General features: G+C 68.2%; 12 protein-coding genes. 6 read left to right on the top strand and 6 right to left on the bottom strand.

What is annotated here, in order from left to right; all coding sequences use genetic code 11:
- Positions 1-240 precede the first annotated feature (240 nt).
- On the top strand, positions 241-4,347 hold the full coding sequence (locus LNV23_RS03920) for a Pls/PosA family non-ribosomal peptide synthetase (RefSeq protein ID WP_411910527.1): 4,107 nt from the start codon (positions 241-243) through the stop codon (positions 4,345-4,347).
- Positions 4,344-4,925, top strand: coding sequence for a 4'-phosphopantetheinyl transferase family protein (locus tag LNV23_RS03915; protein WP_263561745.1), 582 nt, complete (start codon positions 4,344-4,346; stop codon positions 4,923-4,925). The genes LNV23_RS03920 and LNV23_RS03915 overlap by 4 nt, the downstream gene beginning before the upstream one ends.
- 10 nt (positions 4,926-4,935) lie before the next feature.
- On the opposite strand, the gene LNV23_RS03910 is transcribed toward LNV23_RS03915, so the two are convergent.
- A complete protein-coding gene (locus LNV23_RS03910) occupies positions 4,936-5,412 on the bottom strand; it encodes an Lrp/AsnC family transcriptional regulator (protein ID WP_263516053.1) in 477 nt (158 codons plus the stop codon).
- Positions 5,413-5,867: 455 nt separating this feature from the next.
- On the opposite strand from LNV23_RS03910, the gene LNV23_RS03905 reads away from it, so the two are divergent.
- On the top strand, positions 5,868-6,728 hold the full coding sequence (locus tag LNV23_RS03905) for a S1/P1 nuclease (protein ID WP_263561744.1): 861 nt from the start codon (positions 5,868-5,870) through the stop codon (positions 6,726-6,728).
- A gap of 10 nt (positions 6,729-6,738) precedes the next feature.
- Here LNV23_RS03905 and LNV23_RS03900 read toward each other — a convergent pair whose 3' ends face one another.
- Positions 6,739-7,890, bottom strand: a complete 1,152-nt coding sequence (locus LNV23_RS03900) for an ABC transporter substrate-binding protein (RefSeq protein WP_263561786.1) — start codon at positions 7,888-7,890, stop codon at positions 6,739-6,741.
- A gap of 198 nt (positions 7,891-8,088) precedes the next feature.
- Here LNV23_RS03900 and LNV23_RS03895 point away from each other — a divergent pair, with 198 nt between their 5' ends.
- Positions 8,089-9,771, top strand: a complete 1,683-nt coding sequence (locus tag LNV23_RS03895; protein ID WP_263561743.1) for a M64 family metallopeptidase — start codon at positions 8,089-8,091, stop codon at positions 9,769-9,771.
- A 7-nt stretch (positions 9,772-9,778) separates the two neighbouring features.
- Here the strand turns inward: LNV23_RS03895 and LNV23_RS03890 are convergent, their stop codons facing one another.
- Positions 9,779-10,588: an AraC family transcriptional regulator gene (locus tag LNV23_RS03890; protein ID WP_263561742.1), complete on the bottom strand. Its 810-nt coding sequence runs from the start codon at positions 10,586-10,588 to the stop codon at positions 9,779-9,781.
- 182 nt (positions 10,589-10,770) lie between these two features.
- Here LNV23_RS03890 and LNV23_RS03885 point away from each other — a divergent pair, with 182 nt between their 5' ends.
- Positions 10,771-11,973, top strand: a complete 1,203-nt coding sequence (locus LNV23_RS03885; RefSeq protein ID WP_263561741.1) for an MFS transporter — start codon at positions 10,771-10,773, stop codon at positions 11,971-11,973.
- Between the two features lie 39 nt (positions 11,974-12,012).
- Here the strand turns inward: LNV23_RS03885 and LNV23_RS03880 are convergent, their stop codons facing one another.
- Positions 12,013-12,552: a VOC family protein gene (locus tag LNV23_RS03880; RefSeq protein WP_263561740.1), complete on the bottom strand. Its 540-nt coding sequence runs from the start codon at positions 12,550-12,552 to the stop codon at positions 12,013-12,015.
- Between the two features lie 253 nt (positions 12,553-12,805).
- Entirely contained in the window at positions 12,806-13,849 is a 1,044-nt protein-coding gene (gene hppD / locus LNV23_RS03875; RefSeq protein ID WP_263561739.1) for a 4-hydroxyphenylpyruvate dioxygenase, read from the bottom strand.
- A gap of 128 nt (positions 13,850-13,977) precedes the next feature.
- On the opposite strand from hppD, the gene LNV23_RS03870 reads away from it, so the two are divergent.
- A complete protein-coding gene (locus tag LNV23_RS03870; RefSeq protein ID WP_263561738.1) occupies positions 13,978-14,865 on the top strand; it encodes a LysR family transcriptional regulator in 888 nt (295 codons plus the stop codon).
- A 304-nt stretch (positions 14,866-15,169) separates the two neighbouring features.
- On the opposite strand, the gene LNV23_RS03865 is transcribed toward LNV23_RS03870, so the two are convergent.
- Positions 15,170-15,709: a hypothetical protein gene (locus LNV23_RS03865; RefSeq protein WP_263561737.1), complete on the bottom strand. Its 540-nt coding sequence runs from the start codon at positions 15,707-15,709 to the stop codon at positions 15,170-15,172.
- Positions 15,710-15,842 lie beyond the last annotated feature (133 nt).

The raw sequence follows: 15,842 nt of genomic DNA, 5'->3' as shown, positions 1-15,842 counted from the left end.
GCTTGGCGCTGCGGCCCTGGGGCCTCTGGGGCACGGGCCCCAAGATCTGGGGGTTTGGGGCTGGGTGTGGGGGCGAGCTTGGGTGAAATGCCCCAGGCCTCTTGCCGCTGCTGCGCCAGAGCCCGGCCGCCGCCCCAGGCTCTACGATAGAGGGCAGCTGTAGCCACCTGCTTGGCTTGCTTGTCCTCCATTTTTCGCGGTGCTGCGACGCACTGCTTTGCTCCGACTGGTCCGATCTCCTTGACCCCTGCCGCAACCCCGCCCCCGATTCTTCGCGGCCCTGACCGCCCCGACCTGCTGCGCCGCGAGCTGCTGGCCGATCTGTTCGAAGCCACGGCGCGGCGCCTGCCCGAGCAGATCGCCCTGCGCCAGGGCGAGCGTTCGCTGAGCTATGCGGCGCTGGATGCAGCCGCTGACCTTGCGGCTTCGCGCCTGATCGCGGCCGGTGTGCGGCCGGGGCAGATCGTCGGCCTGTGGATGCCGCGCGGCATGGAGCTGCTGATCTTGCAGCTGGCCATTGCCAAGACCGGCGCGGCCTGGTTGCCCAGCGACGCCGACACGCCGGCCGAGCGGGTGGCCGTGTGCCTGGAGGATGCCGACGCGGCCGGCTTGCTGACCCCTGCCGCCTGGGCGGCCGAGCGCTTGGCTGGCCCTGCCAGCCTGGGCCGGCCGGTCTGGAGCGCTGAGGCCTTGCTGGCGCCGCCGCAGGCAGGTGTTGATGAAGGTGTGGACGAAGGCCCGCTACGCCGCCGCGAGGGCGCCTTGCCCGAGCACACGGCCTATGTGATCTACACCTCAGGCTCGACGGGCAAGCCCAAGGGCATTGCCATCAGCCAGGGCAGCATCTGCCATTTCTTGCGCAGCGAGAACGAGGTGCTGGGCGTGCGCGCCAGCGACACGGTCTACCAAGGCTTCTCGGTCGCCTTTGACATGTCTTTCGAGGAGATCTGGATCAGCTACCTCGTCGGCGCAACGCTCTGGCTGGCGCCGCGCGAGATCGCTGCTGACCCTGATGCCCTGCCGCAAGCCCTGAACGCGCAAGGCGTGACCGTGCTGCACGCGGTGCCCACCCTGCTGGCCCTGTTCAACCAGGAGGTGCCGGGCCTGCGCATCATCAACTTGGGCGGCGAGATGTGCCCCGAGGCCCTGGTGGCGCGCTGGGCGCGGCCCGGCCGCCAGGTCTTCAACACCTACGGGCCGACCGAGGCCACGGTCTCGGCCAGCCTGGCCGAGCTGCAGGCGGGCGCGCCGGTCACCATCGGCCGGCCCCTGCCCAACTACCAGTTGATGGTGATTGCCGCCGATGTCGAGAACGGTTTGCGATTGCAGCCGCAGGGCGAGACCGGCGAGCTGTGCATCAGCGGCCCCGGTGTGGCGGCCGGGTACTTGGGCCGGCCCGAGCTGACGGCTGAGAAGTTTTTGCTCAACCCCTGGGCCGAAACGCCCGGTGGCGCCGATGGCCGGCTCTACCGCACGGGCGACCTGGCCCGCATCGACGAGGCCGGCCAGATCCATTGCCTGGGCCGGGTGGACGACCAGGTGAAGATCCGCGGCTTCCGTGTCGAGCTGGGCGAGATCGAGGCGGCCCTGGCCCACCAGCCCGGCGTGGGCACGGTGGCCGTGCTGCTGCGCCGCGATGGTGATGACCAGGAGCTGTTGATGGCCTACCTGGTGGCCGATGCGGCAGCAGCGACGGCATCAAGCGCGCTGCCCAGCGCCGCAGCCCTGCGCGCCGCGCTGGCCCACAGCCTGCCGCCCTATATGGTGCCCAGCCGCTTCGAGTGGCTGCCGGCCATGCCGCGCCTGAGCTCGGGCAAGATCGACCGCAACACGCTCAAGGCCCGGCCCTTGCTCGTGGACACGGCACCCGTGGAAGCCGAAGACGGCTCCGACCCCCCGCGCAGCGAGGCCGAGGCCGCGCTGTTCGCGGCCCTGCGCCGACTCTTCCCCGGCCAGCCCCTGCGCCGCGAGGCCGACTTTTTCAGCGACCTGGGCGGCCATTCGCTGATGGCGGCGCGCCTGGCCTCGGCCCTGCGCGCCCAGCCCCGCTTTGCCGGCCTGACCGTGCGCCACATCTACCAGGGCCGCCGCATTGGCGCGATCGCCGAGGCCATGGAGGCCATGCGTGAGGCCGCACCCACCAGCGGCGCTGACACCGCCCCGCCCTGGCAGCCGCCCTCGGCCTGGCGGCGCTGGCGCTGCGGTGCGGCCCAGGCCCTGGCCGTGCCCTTTTTGGTGGCGCTGCGCATGGCCAGCTGGCTGGCACCCTTCTTCACCTTTCACTTCTTCACCGGCGACCCGTCGGATTCGGTCGTCACGGCGGTGTGGATGTCGGTGGCCGTGTTCCTGGGCGCCACGGTGCTGGAGTTCGTGGTCGCTCTGGCCGGCAAATGGCTGCTGGCGGCGGGCCTGAAGCCGGGGCGCTACCCGCTTTGGGGCTTCACCTACTACCGCTGGTGGCTGGCTGACCGCTTGCTGGAGAACGCGCCGGTCTACTTCCTGGGCGGCTCTTCGCTCTATGTGGGCTGGCTGCGCCTGCTGGGCGCCAAGATCGGCCGCGAGGTGCTGATCGGCTCCATGACCGTGCGCGCGCCCGAGCTGCTGAGCATTGGCGACGGCGCCAGCATCGGCAATGCCGTCAATCTGGAAAACGCTCGCGTGCAGCAGGGCGAGCTGGTGCTGGGCCGCGTCGACATCGGCGCGAATGCTTACGTTGGCTCCTACTCGGTGCTGGAGGGCAATACGGCCGTGGCCGACTGGGGCCATGTCGAGGGCCAGTCGGCCCTGGCCGATGGCACGCGGGTGCCGGAGCGTCGCGTCTGGGGCGGCTCGCCGGCGCGCGATCTGCGCGCCTTCGACCCGAGCAGCCTGCGCCCGCGGCCCGTGGTGGGCCAGCTGCAGCGCTGGGGCGAAGCGGCCTTCTTCGTGGCCGGCGCCTTGCTGATCGCCACGCTGTTCTTCCTGCCGGTCTTCCCGACCTTCATGCTGATCGACAGCTTGGACAACCTGGACAATTTGGACGACTGGCCTTCCCTGAACTGGCTGCAGGGCGAGGTGCTGTGGCTGCAGCTGCTGCGTTACTTCCTGTTCGCCCTGCCGGCCAGCGCGGTGCTGATCGTCATCACCGCCCTGCTCTCGGCGGCCATCCGCTGGGGCGTGCTGCCGCGCCTGATGAAGGGCACCTGGCCGGTGCACAGCTGGGTCTACTGCAGCAAGTGGCTGGTCAACCAGATCCAGGAATCGAGCCTGCAAGGCCTGCACGGGGTCTACGCCACCGTGTTCGCGCCCTGGTGGTACCGCCTGCTGGGCGCCCGCGTGGGCCGCGATGCCGAGATTTCCACCGCCCTGGGCGTGGTGCCGGACATGCTGACCCTGGGTGACGAGACCTTCATCGCCGACGCGGTGCTGCTGGGCGATGAAGAGATCGACGGCGGCTGGATGACGGTGCGGCCCACGGTGGTGTCGCGGCGCAGCTTTGTCGGCAACGGCGCCTATGTGCCCGATGGCACAACCATCCCCGAGAACGTGTTGATCGGCGTGCTCTCACGGGCACCCGAGGGCGGGCAGATGAAGAGCGGCGACACCTGGCTGGGCACGCCGCCCATCAACCTGCCGGCGCGCGAGACGGTGCAGGGCTACCCCGAGCACCTGACCTTCCGGCCCTCGCCGCTGCGCCGCCTGGGCCGCGGCCTGATCGAGACCTTCCGCATCGTCGCGCCGCATGCCATCGTCATCGCCACCGGCTACACCATCGTGCTCGATGTCATGCCCGACGCCAGCGATGGCCGCTGGGGCCTGGTGGCCTGGGAGCTGACCGAATCGGGCCTGCTCTTCGGCCTGGCCTGCTTTGTCTTCGTGGCCTTGTTCAAGTGGCTGCTGCTGGGCCGCTACCGACCGCGCGCCGTGCCCATGTGGACGCCTTTTGTCTGGGTCTCCGAGGCGGCCACCAATCTCTACGAGGGCATTGCCGTACCCAACTTCATGCGCTTTCTGCGCGGCACGCCTTGGCTGCCCTTGGCCTTCCGCCTGCTGGGCTGCAAGATCGGCCGCGGTGTTTACCTGGACACCACCGACATCACCGAGTTTGACTGCGTGCACATCGGCGCCCACAGCGAGCTCAACGCCCTGAGCTGCCCGCAGACCCACCTGTTCGAAGACCGGGTCATGAAGATCGACCATGTGCACATCGGCGAACGCGTCACCATCGGCGCGCGCAGCACCGTGCTCTACGGCGCCAGCGTCGGTGACGGCGCGCGCCTAGGCCCCATGACCCTGGTGATGAAGGGCGAGAACATCCCGGCCGGCTCCTCCTGGAGTGGCTGCCCGGCCGCACCGCAGGGCGCTTGAGCGAGATGGCCGAACGGGGCGCTCCGTTCTCGGTCTGCCTGTGGCCGGCGTGCAAGCCCGCGCCCGATCAGCGCGTGTTCGTGCTGGCGCTCGGTGGGGCTGCCTCCAACCGCCCGGAGGCCCGAACTGCCGCCCGCCTGGCCGCGCGCCAAGCCCTGGCCGCACAGCTGGGCCAGCCGCTGGACGCCGTGCAGCTCCACGCTCCGCCCGGCCAGCCGCCCCAGGTCCTGGGCCGGCCGGACATCGGCTTGTCTTTCAGCCATGAAGCGGGTTTGAGCTTGGTGGCGGTGAACCTGGACGGGCCGGTGGGGGTGGATGTGGCCTGCGCAGAAGCGCCGCCTGATTGGGCCGCCGTGGCACGTGATTACCTCGGCCCGCAGGCTGTGGCTTTGGGCGCCGCCGGGTTCGCCCCGGCCTGGGTGGCGCTGGAGGCCCAGCTCAAGTGCTGTGGCCAAGCGCTGACCGAGTGGTTGCCCGAGCGGGACGCTCTCTTGTCGGCAGCTTGCCGCAGCAGGGGCCTTCAGCTGCCGTCGGCTTGGCCTGGGTTTGTTGCCGCGCTGGCGGTGCCCAGGTCCTGATGCCGCGAGGCTATGGCGCGCTGGCCGTGACCGGCACGCTGGTGCGCGCAATCACCTGCTGCAGCACAAAGCTCGAGTGCACGCCGGTGACGCCCTGGATGCGGGTCAGTTTGCCCAGCAGCAGGCTTTGGAAATGGTCCATGTCGCGAACAATGATCTTGAGCTGGTAGTCGGCCGCTTGGCCGGTGATGAGCAGGCATTCCAGCACCTCGGGCAGCACCCGCACCGAGGCCTCGAAATTGGCAAAGCGCTCGGGCGTGTGCTGGTCCATGGAGATGTGCACCAGGGCCATCAGCGCCAGGCCCAGCTTTTTGGCGTCCAGCAGGGCGCGGTAGCCGGTGATCAGGCCGCTTTCTTCCAGCGCCCGCACCCGGCGCAAGCAGGGCGAGGGCGAGAGGCCCACGCGCTCGGCCAGATCTTGGTTGGCGATGCGGCCGTCTTCCTGCAGCACATCGAGAATCTGGCGGTCAATGCGGTCCAATTCCATGGTGATGCCTTTGAATCTATTGATGGCGCAATTTTCTGCCAAACAAAGACAGAAGTCTGCCATCTTCGCAATTTTCTGCCCGAGCCCGCGGCCTACACTGAAAGCACTGCGAGAGATCGCAACTGACCACCGCCAAGCCAGACCCCGGCCCGGCGGACATGCAGCCCCGCGGCACCCCCGCGCGGCGCAGGGCCGGCGCCAAGAGCGCCGCAACTTCAGCCCCTGCAGCCCCGAGAACCCCGAGCACCACAAGCGCTTGGGGTTTTTTCTCGGCCGCTTCATCTTTTGGCCCGGCGCGTGCGCTTTGCGCAGATCGACACGGCCGCAGCGCCGGGCAAGACCGGGAAGCTGGGCACAATGGCGAGTGCGCAACCGTTTGCGCGTGGATGGCGAGCTGCTTCGGGCCGTGCATCCCGGCCCTCCGTTGTTCTCCGTTTCTTTGAGCTGGATTCCTCTTGCAGATCGCATTCCGCCCCCACGCCTCCCTCGCTTCTTCAGCTCCCTCCGCCTCCCCCCTCTCGCGCTTTCGCCCGCTGGCGCTGCTGGCCGGCTTGGCCATTGCCGCGCCGCTGCTGCTGAGCAGCGCGCCGGCCCAAGCCTGGGGCGCCGAGGGCCACCGCCTGGTGGCCAGCGTGGCCGAGCAGGGCCTGAGCCCCGCCGCCCGCGCCGAGGTGCAGCGCTTGCTGGCGCTGGAGCCCGGCAGCACCCTGGCCTCCATCTCCACCTGGGCTGACGAGCACCGCTCGCCGCAGACCGGGCCCTGGCACTACGTGAACTTCCCGCGTGACGGCGACTGCAGTTTTGGGCCGGCGCGTGACTGCGAGGACGGCGCTTGCGTGGTTGGCGCGATCGAGCGTCAGGTCGAGGTGCTGAAGAACGCCCGCGCCACGGACGAGGCGCGCCTCAAGGCGCTCAAGTACGTGGTCCATCTGGTGGCCGATGTGCACCAGCCCCTGCACGCCGGCTTTGCCGACGACCGCGGCGGCAACAGCTACCAGGTGCAAGGCTTCGGCCGCGGCTCGAACCTGCATTCGCTCTGGGATTCGGGCTTGATGCGCAACCGCGCCGGTGGCGCCGAGGCCTTGCAGCAGGAGCTGAGTGCCGGTCAGGGCAGCCAGCGCATGCCAGCCGCCGAGAGTCGCGCGGCGGCGCTGTGGGCGGGCGAGTCCTGCCGCCTGGTGGCCGCGCCGGGCTTTTACCCGGACGGCCACAAGGTCGACCAGAGCTATGCCGATGCCCATGAGCCGGCCCTGCGCCAACGCCTGAGCGAGGCCGCGCGCCGCCTGGCCGGAGTCTTGAACAGCAGCCTGCAGTAAGTAAGGCCGCCTATTTGCCGACGCGCAACTCGACCCAGTCCGAGCCCTGGCGCTGCTGCGGGCCCAGGGTCAAGCGGAAGCCGCCGAGGTCGAGGCTGCCGATGGCGCCCAGGCCCTCGGCGACGCTGGCTCGGCTCAGCGGCAGGCGGGCGTGGCGCAGGCCCTCGGCCATCACCCGGGCGGCGATATAGCCCTCCAGGCTGATGGCGTCGAAGCTGCTGTCGCCATGGGCGCGCATGGCCTGCTGGTAGTCGGCCACCACGGGCAGCTGGCGGTTCTCGGCATCGGGCACCACCTGGGCCATGGTCAGGCCCTTCATGGCCGGGCCCAGGGCCTGGCGCAGCGGCTCCAGGCCGGTGAAAGACAAGGTGTAGAAGCGGCCACGGTAGCCCTTGGCGCGCGCCAGCTTCACGGCGGCGGCACAGCTGCCATAGGTGCTGACCATGAAGATGGCCTCGCCCCGGCCATGGGCCAGCAAGCGGCCGATGGCTTGCTCCATGTCCTCGCTGTTGCGCTTGTGCGAGCTCGCCAGGCCCAGGCTGAGGCCCATCTGGGTGGCCGCGCCGCGCATCGATTCAAGCCCGGCGCGGCCGAACAGATCGGCCTGGTAGAGCAAGTCCACGGTTTTCACGCCATCGGCCTTCATGGCCCGAGCCAGGGCCAGGCCTTCCTGGCTGTAGCTGGCGCGCACATTGAAGACCAAGGTTTGCTGGGGTTCGCGCAGAAAGTCGGCCCCGGTGTAAGGGCCGACAAAGGCGATGCCGGCGCGCTTGACCAGCGGCTGCACCGCCATGGAGGTGGGCGTGCCGACATAACCGAACAGGGCCAGCACACGCGGGTCGTCCAGCAGCATGCGGGTGTTGGCTTCGGCACGCTCGGGTTCGTAGGCATCGTCCTGCACATGGAGCACGATGCTGGCACCGTGGATGCCGCCCTGGTGCTTGATGTGGGCGAACGCGGCTTGCGCGCCGGCATGGAAGCGCCGGCCCAGGCTGCCGGCCGGGCCGCTGAGCGCCGCCGAGGCCCCGAGATGGATTTCACCGCCAGCGGCCACCGCAGCCACCGGCCCTGTGGCCACGCAGGCCGACAAGGCCGCCAGATCGGCGAGCCAGCGCCTCCGCAAGGCATCAGGGTGGCTGAGCGGGGTCGGGAGTTGCGGCATCAAGCGTGGGCGATGGAAAGGCCAGACAGGAGGCGACGGGTGTCAGTCTACGCGCTGACCCAGGGCTTGCCCCAATGGGATCGTCCCTGAGGCTTGCATCGATTCGCGCCCCGGCCGCCGAATGCGTACAAGGCCGGCTGCCGGCTCCCAGCGCAAGATCGCGGCCATCTCGAACCCCGCTTTCGGAGGAGCCCTGATATGAAGCCCTTGCATCCCTCGCGCAGCTCTCGCTCCCGCCGCCCTCGCTCCCGCCGTTGCGCGGCGCTGGCCGCCCTGCTGCTGGCGCTGTCGACCGGCGCCATGGCGCAGGACCTGATGCTGCGCATCCGCTTCGACGCGGCCAGCCAGCGCTACCAGCTGACCCATGCCCAAGAGGGCCGCTTCGCCGGCCAGCCCGAGCTGCCCGATGCGCGCGACAGCGACCTGATCGTCCTGGCCCGCAACGCCGCCGGCCAGGAGCTGTTCCGCCGCACGCTGCGCCACCCGGGCCAGCACATGGCCGAAGTCTTCGACCCCAAGACCGGCCAGATTGTCGAGGCGCGCGCGATCCAGCGCGACGGCGTGGTGGAGCTGCGCCTGCCGCACCCGGCCGAGGTGGCGACGCTGGAGCTGCAGGACCAGCGCGCGGCGCACGGCAGCAAGAGCAGGCCCGGGCAGCTGGAGCCGCTCAGTGCCAGCAATGCCTTGCTGCGCCTGAACCGGCAAGAGCTCAGCGAGTTGGTGGCACAGAGCCAGGCGCCCGCAGCGGCTCGCGGCTTGGAGGCCACGGCGGTGCCCAGCGGCAGCGCCCTGCTTTGGAACAGCGGCGCCAGCGGCCAGCGCATGGACATCGTGCTGATCGGCGACGGCTACAGCAGCGCAGAGCTGGGCAAGTGGCAAACGGATGCGCAGAAGATCAGCAGCGGCATCCTGGCCGACCCGCTGTTTGCGGCCTACAAGAACTCCTTCAATGTCCGTCGGGTCGACATCGCCAGCCCGCAGTCGGGCGTCAGCGAAGGTGGCGTGACGCGCCAGCCGGCGCTGGGCACGGTGATCGGCTGCTACGGCCTGGCGCGCCTGGTTTGCGCTGACGAGGCCAAGGTGCTGGCCGCGGTGGGCAGCGTGACGGCGGCCGATGCGCGCGACGTCATCATCGTCGTGGCCAACAGCACGACCTACGGCGGCGCCGGCGGCAATATCGGCACCATGACCATGCATCCGTCCTCGATCGAGATCGCCCTGCATGAGATCGGCCACACCGCCTTCAAGCTGGCCGACGAGTACGACTACGGCAGCTGCGCCACCAACAGCGAGCCGAGCGAAGTCAACGTCACCCGCGGCAGCAGCCGCAGCACGGCCAAATGGGGCAGCTTGATCGCCAGCGGCACGGCCGTGCCCACCCAGCCGGGCAGTTATGCCAACGGCACCCTGGGTCTGTTTGTCGGTGCCAAGTACTGCACCAGCGGCGTCTACCGCCCGACTGAAAATTCACGCATGCGCACTCTGGGCCAGCCCTGGCACAAGGTCAACGAGAACCGTGCGGGCGCGGTGTTTGCGTCCTACACGGGCAGCACCCCGCCCGACACCGGTGGCGCGGTCACGGTCAATGGCAGCTTGGCCGCGGCCGGCGCGACCGCCTCGCACCCCGGCGGCTCTCCGGGCTATGTGCAGAGCCTGTCGGGCGGCAACTTCACGCTCAAGCTCAGTGGGCCTGCCACTGCCAATTTCAACCTGAGCCTGTACAAATGGAACGGCTCGGCCTGGGCCGTGGTGGCGAAGTCGGAGCTGGCAGGATCCACCGAAAACATCAGTTATGCCGGTACGGCCGGCTACTACTACGCCCAAGTCAGCTCGGCGGCGGGCTCGGGCAGCTACAGCCTGAGCTACACCTTCCCGAAGTAAGCGGACCTCAAAGACCCGGCGGCTCCCAGAACCAGGCGCCGCTGGCCGCCTGGGCCGCCTGCTGACGGTAGCTGGACGGCGCCATGCCGACGATGGACTTGAACTGGCGGCTGAACTGCGCCTGGTCGTAGAAGCCGCAGGCCAGGGCCACGTCGAGCAGGGGCTCCTGGCTGCCACGCAGCAAGGCGCAGGCCGCGCGCACGCGGCTGCGCAGGATGAAGGCCATGGGGCTGAGGCCGTAGATGCGCTTGACCAGGGCCGACAGACGCTCCGGGCTGAGGCCGGCTTCCTCGGCCAGCTCGGACAGCAGCACGCGCCGTTCGCTGTGCTTGGTCATGCGGTCCACGGCCTGCACCAGGCCGGCTTCTGCCTCGCCACGTGGCACGCCGGGCACATCGCGCGAGAGGCAGAGCAGGCCGGCCAGTTCGCCCTCGCGGCTGCACAGCGGGTATTTGTGCGTGACGCACCAGCCGGCCTGGCGGTCGGGCAGCAAGATGGGGTCGAGCTGGTAGAGCAGCGGCTGCTGGCGCGCGAGCACCCAGTCGTCCTGTTCGCGGTAGCGCACGGCCAGATCGGCCGGCCAGAGCTCGGCCGCGCGCCGCCCGTGCAGCTTCTCGTCCGGGTTCAGGCCCAGACGCTGCTGCAAGGATTGGTTGAAGGACACATAGCGGCCGGCGCGGTCCTTGACCACGAAGAGATAGCCCGGCACGCCATCGAACAGCAGGGCGGTCTGGGCGGCGCCAAACAGCAAGGCTTGCTCAGCGGCAGAAGGTGGCGCGGCGACCGGCACCGCCGCGCTGCGAGGAAGGGTAGGCATGGAAACACGCCTCGAATTCTTTCGATGGGCGCATCGTCGCCGAAAAGGCCTGGATAACGCCGCCCTTGCAGGGCAAGTCCCGATGTCGATTTCCCTGCTTCGAAAGTGCGCGGGCGGCCGAGCCTTCACTTCGATCTGCCGCAGCGGCTTGGGCTGAAACCTGCGGGTGGTAGAACCTCGCCATGCCGCTTCCTTCTCTCGATGCTCGCCACCGCACCGTGGCCGCCCTGGGCGTGGCCCAAACCCTGGCCTGGGCTTCCAGCTACTACCTGCCGGCTTTGCTGGCTTCAGCCATGGCGCGCGAACTGGGCCTGGCCTCGGCGACCATCTTTGCGGCCTTCTCGGCGGCGTTGCTGGCTTCGGCCGTGGTCGGGCCCTATGCCGGCCGCTGCATCGACCGCTGGGGCGGGCGGCCGGTGCTCATGCTCAGCAATCTCGTGTTTGCCCTGGGACTGTTGGCCTTGAGCCAGGCGCAAGGTTTGCTCAGCTTGTTCCTGGCCTGGTTGATCATGGGCCTGGCCATGGGCGCAGGCTTGTACGAAGCGGCCTTTGCCACCCTGGTGCGCCTGTACGGCCGTGAGGCGCGCAATGCCATCACCGGCATCACCTTGATCGCCGGCTTTGCCTCGACCGTGGGCTGGCCCCTGACCGGCTGGCTGGAGGCCCACTGGGGCTGGCGCGCCGCCTGCATGGCCTGGGCGGGACTGCATCTGCTGCTGGCGCTGCCGCTCAATTTCAGCGTGCCCCGGGCTCAGAGGCTGGTGGTGGCTGCACCGGAGCTGGCGGGCGCTTCAGCCGAGCCGGTGGAGGCCGAAGTACCGGCGGCCGCACCTGCCTGGCGATCGGTGCTGATCTTGTCCTGGGTGTTCGCGGTGACATGGTTCATCAGCACCGCCATGGCCGCGCACTTGCCCCGCTTGCTGATGGCGGGGGGAGTCAGCCTGGCGGCGGCGGTGGCCGTGGGCGCCTTGATCGGGCCGGCCCAGGTGGCCGCCCGGCTGCTGGAGTTTGGCGTGCTGCGCCATGTCCACCCGCTCTTGTCGGCGCGCCTGGCCACGCTGATGCACCCGGTGGCAGCGGCCTTGCTGGCGCTGCTGGGGGCGCCGCTGGCCTCGGCGTTTGCGCTGCTGCATGGGGCGGGCAACGGCATCCTCACCATCGCCAAGGGCACCTTGCCGCTGGTCTTGTTTGGCCCACAGGGCTATGGCCAGCGCCAGGGCTGGATGATGGTGCCGGCGCGTCTGGCCCAGGCCTTGGCGCCCTGGTTGTTCGGTCTGTGTCTGGACCGTTGGGGCGCGCAATCGCTGTGGCTGTCCTGCGGATTGGGGCTGCTGGCCTTTCTGGCCTTGTTGGCCCTGCCCAAGCCAGCGCCTGGCAGGGCCTGAGCGGCCGGCCCGCTGTCACAGCGTCACAGCGTCACAGCATCACGGCGCTGCGAACTCCTGCTCGTGCAGCCAGGCGGCATGCTTGACGGTGCGGCGGGTGCGGCTCCACTCTTCGATCATGGCCGGAGCCAGCTCGCGCAAGCGCTCCAGCTGGCCCGGCTTGACCGTGTTGGCCGCCAGCTCGATGCGGTGGCCGTTGGGGTCGTGCAGGTAGATGGACTGGAAGATCTCGTGGTTGGTCGGGCCCACCACGTCGATGCCCAGGGCCACGAGCTTGGCCTTGGTGCGCTCCAGCGTGGCCACGTCCTCGACCTGAAAAGCCAGGTGCTGCACCCAGGCCGGGGTGTTCTCGTCGCGGCCCTGCGGTGGCGATTCGGGAAGCTCGAAAAAGGCCAGCACATTGCCGCGGCCGGCGTCGAGGAAGATGTGCATGTAGGGGTTGGCCTCCTTGGTCGAGGGCACGCGGTCCTCGGAGATGGCCAGCAGCAGGTCCATGTCCAGCGCCTCTTTGTAGAAGCGGATGGTTTCCTGCACATCGCGGCAGCGGTAGGCGACGTGGTGAATGCCTTGGGTCAACATGATGTTTGTCTCCTGCGAGTTAGAGATGTCGAGTCGTACGCGCTCTGAGGCTGGGAGATTTCGTCGCGAGCGGCTGCCAGGCTAGGCTGAGTTCGGACAGATTCAGTCCTGAGGACTGAATCTGCCTAGCGAAGGCCTCGGCCTCAGGCCTAGGCGGACGGAGCGCAGGAACCGGAACGTACTTCCTGTACGTGAGGATTCCGAGCATTCGGCCAACGACGCATGGCAGTCGCGCAGTAGAAAGATCGCTGCCTCAGATGACGCCGCGGCGTTCCTGGTCTTTTTCGAGTGACCGGAACAAGGCGCCGAAGTTGCCTTCGCCGAACCCGAGGTTGTTGCTGCGCTGGATGATCTCGATAAAGATCGGGCCGATGATGTTCTTGGTGAAGATCTGCAGCAAATAGCCCTGCTCGTCGCCATCGACCAGCACCTGGTGCTGCTGGATGCGGGCAGGGTCTTCGCGCACACCCTGCACGCGGTCGAAGACCTCGGCGTAGTAGTCCTCGTCGATCTCCAGGGTCTCGATGCCACTGCCTTGCAGTTGGTCGAGCGATCCGAGGATGTCGTTCGTCAGGAAGGCCAGATGCTGAACGCCCGGGCCCTTGTACTCGCGCAGGTACTCGGCGATCTGGTCCTTGTCGTCCTTGGGCTGGTTGATGGGGATACAGAAGCTGCCGTCGGGCGAGCGCAGGGCGAAGCTGGTCAGGCCGGTCTTGGCGCCCTGGATGTCGAAGTAGCGCACTTCCGTGAAGCCGAAGATGCCTTTGTAGAAGGCGGCCCACTTGTCCTGCTCGCCCGGTGGCACGTTGTTGGTCAGGTGGTCCACGGTCAGGAAGCCCTTGTCCGGCTGGATCACCGGGGCATCGAGTGCCACGAAATCGCGCTCGTAGATGCTGGCGCCGGCCGGGTGGGCCTCGATGAAGTAGATGATGGAATCGCCGATGCCCCAGACCGCTGGGTAGGCATGGTCTTTCATGGCTGCGGGCACGGCCAAGGCGCCGCGGGACACGGCGGCGGCCAGGGCAGCCGCAGCGTTCTCGACGCGCCAGCCCATGGCGCTGATTGAGGGGCCGTGGCGGCGCGCGAACTGGGCCGAGTGGCCCGCGCGTTCGCCGTTGAGCAGGAAGTGGATGTCGTTCTGGCGGTAGTAGCTGATGGCCTTGCTCGGGTGGCGGCGCAGCTTGGAGAAACCAAAAGACAGGAAGAGCGCGTCCAGCTGCTCCAGAGTCGGGCCGCAGAATTCGGTGAATTCGATGCCGGTCAGGCCGACGGGGTTGCTGGGGCTGATGATGCTCATGACGCGGGTCTCCAGGTGTTGGTGTTGGCTTGTGGCTTCGCCCCTCGTGGCGATGGAGCGCATTCTTCGTCGGCCTCTAAATCGAAGAAAGCGAATTTCTTTGCCGCTCTTGATCAATAATTTCGAACATGAAATTGGATCTCGAAGCCCTGTCGGCACTGGACGCGGTGGTGCGCCATGGCAGCTTTGCGCGCGCCGCCGAAGCCCTGCACAAGGTCACGTCGGCCGTCAGCTACCAGGTCAAGAAGTTGGAAGAGCAGCTGAACCTGACCTTGGTCGATCGCAGCGCCTACCGCGTGCGCCTGACTGCAGAAGGTGAGGCCGTGCTCGCCGAGGGCCGCCGCCTGCTGCGCCAGGCCTACCAGGTTGAGGCCCTGGCCCAGCAGCTGGCCTCGGGCTGGGAGGCGCGCCTGCTGGTGGTGGTGGACGGCATCCTGCCCTTGGCCGACACCTTGCGGGCGCTCAAGCAACTGGTTGACGAAGGCGTGCCGACCCGGGTGCAGCTGAAGATCGAGTTTCTGGGTGGCGTGCAGCACCGCTTTGAAAAGGAGCAGGCCGATCTGATGTTGGTCAAGGAGTACCAGCCCTCGGCCCAACTGCAAGCCCAGGCCCAGGCCGAAGTGGAATGCGTGCTCTGTGTGGCACCTGAGCATGGGCTGGCACAACTGGCTGCGGAAGCCGGGCGGCCCTTGCGCCTGGAGGAGTTGCAAGACCATGTCGAGCTCAGCGTGCAGGACAGCAGCGACCAGGGCAGCGACCGCCAGATGTTCGGCGGCGAGCGGGTCTTCTACCTGTCTGGCTTTGTTGCCAAGCGCCAGGCCTTGCTGATGGGCATGGGCTTTGGCTGGATGCCTCGCTACCTGGTCGACGAGCCCTTGGCCGCTGGCCAGCTGGTCGAGCTGCCCTACCAGGGCGGCTCTCGATTTCGCTTCACCCCCTGGCTGGTCCAGCGCCTCGACCGCCCACCCGGCCGCGCTGGTCAGCGTCTGATCGAGCTGCTCAGCCGGGCTGCTTGATTGGCGCGTTAGCCCCTGGCGACTGGAAGCGGCACATTGCTGAAATTCAAATGCAACCACAGAGGCACGGAGGCACAGAGCTAAAACCAATTCAGCTTTGTATTTCTCTGTACCTCTGCGCCTCTGTGGTTGCCTTTTGTATTCGGCTGCTTTGTGCCGCGACCTGCCACTCGCGCCGCCCAAAAAAAGAGGCGCAAGCCGCCTGAAGCTGCTTGCGCCTTGTAAAACCGGGCAGGTGAGGAGTCGGGCCGGAGCCCGGCCCGCCCAGGCCAGGGAAACCTGGGTTGGAGTTCTGTGAAGCGGATCAGGACTTGGCCGGCGTGGCTTCGGTCTTGGCCGCAGCTGGGGTGGCGCTGGGTGTGGTCACCGCAGCAGCTGCCTCAGTGGCAGGCTTCTTCGGCGTGGCCGGGCCGGCACCATCGGTCTTGTTCACCGGGCTGGCCGTGGCCGCCATTGGGGTGGCGGTTGCGGCGGGCGTAGCGGCAGCGGTGGTGGCCGGCTTGGCTGCAGGGGCGGCGGGCACAGCTGGCGTGGCCGGGGCGGCAGGCGCTGCAGCCGTGGTCACAGGAGCTGCGGTAGCTGCAGCCTTGTGAGCATGGGCCTTCTTGTGTTCTGCCTTGTGTTCAGCTTTGTGCTCCACTTTTGCAGCGTTGGTGTGCTGCTCGGTTTTTGCGTTAGCCTCCTTGGTGGCAGGCGCCGCGGTCGTTGCGGTGGCAGCCGGTGCGGTGGTGGTGGGCTTGGCGCTGACCGGCTTGGTGGCTTCGGCGGCCATGGCGCTACCCAAGGACAGAGCCAGCAGCGCGGGGATCAGAGCGGTCTTCAGAGCGTTGGACTTGGTGTTCATCAGGATTTCTCCAAGGGTTGCGAAAGGTACCTGCACAACGACGCCCGATGAGTCGTCGTTGACCCTGTTTCCTCACCCTTGCAAAGCGTTACACGTGTCACAAGTCGGTACTTCGATCGCTTGGTGCAAATAA

The organism is Kinneretia sp. DJ1R-11 (assembly GCF_025717595.1).
GTDB lineage: Bacteria > Pseudomonadota > Gammaproteobacteria > Burkholderiales > Burkholderiaceae_C > Paucibacter_A.
Note: the sequence above shows the minus strand (reverse complement) of the source record. Positions and strands in the feature narration are given on the sequence as shown.

What these genes read in the sequence shown, in the direction of transcription:
- LNV23_RS03910 (WP_263516053.1), bottom strand. Translation starts at nt 5,412, where the DNA reads ATGGAATTGGACCGCATTGACCGCCAGATTCTCGATGTGCTGCAGGAA.
- LNV23_RS03900 (WP_263561786.1), bottom strand. Translation starts at nt 7,890, where the DNA reads ATGCCGCAACTCCCGACCCCGCTCAGCCACCCTGATGCCTTGCGGAGG.
- LNV23_RS03895 (WP_263561743.1), top strand. Translation starts at nt 8,089, where the DNA reads ATGAAGCCCTTGCATCCCTCGCGCAGCTCTCGCTCCCGCCGCCCTCGC.
- LNV23_RS03890 (WP_263561742.1), bottom strand. Translation starts at nt 10,588, where the DNA reads ATGCCTACCCTTCCTCGCAGCGCGGCGGTGCCGGTCGCCGCGCCACCT.
- LNV23_RS03885 (WP_263561741.1), top strand. Translation starts at nt 10,771, where the DNA reads ATGCCGCTTCCTTCTCTCGATGCTCGCCACCGCACCGTGGCCGCCCTG.
- LNV23_RS03880 (WP_263561740.1), bottom strand. Translation starts at nt 12,552, where the DNA reads ATGTTGACCCAAGGCATTCACCACGTCGCCTACCGCTGCCGCGATGTG.
- hppD (WP_263561739.1), bottom strand. Translation starts at nt 13,849, where the DNA reads ATGAGCATCATCAGCCCCAGCAACCCCGTCGGCCTGACCGGCATCGAA.
- LNV23_RS03870 (WP_263561738.1), top strand. Translation starts at nt 13,978, where the DNA reads ATGAAATTGGATCTCGAAGCCCTGTCGGCACTGGACGCGGTGGTGCGC.
- LNV23_RS03865 (WP_263561737.1), bottom strand. Translation starts at nt 15,709, where the DNA reads ATGAACACCAAGTCCAACGCTCTGAAGACCGCTCTGATCCCCGCGCTG.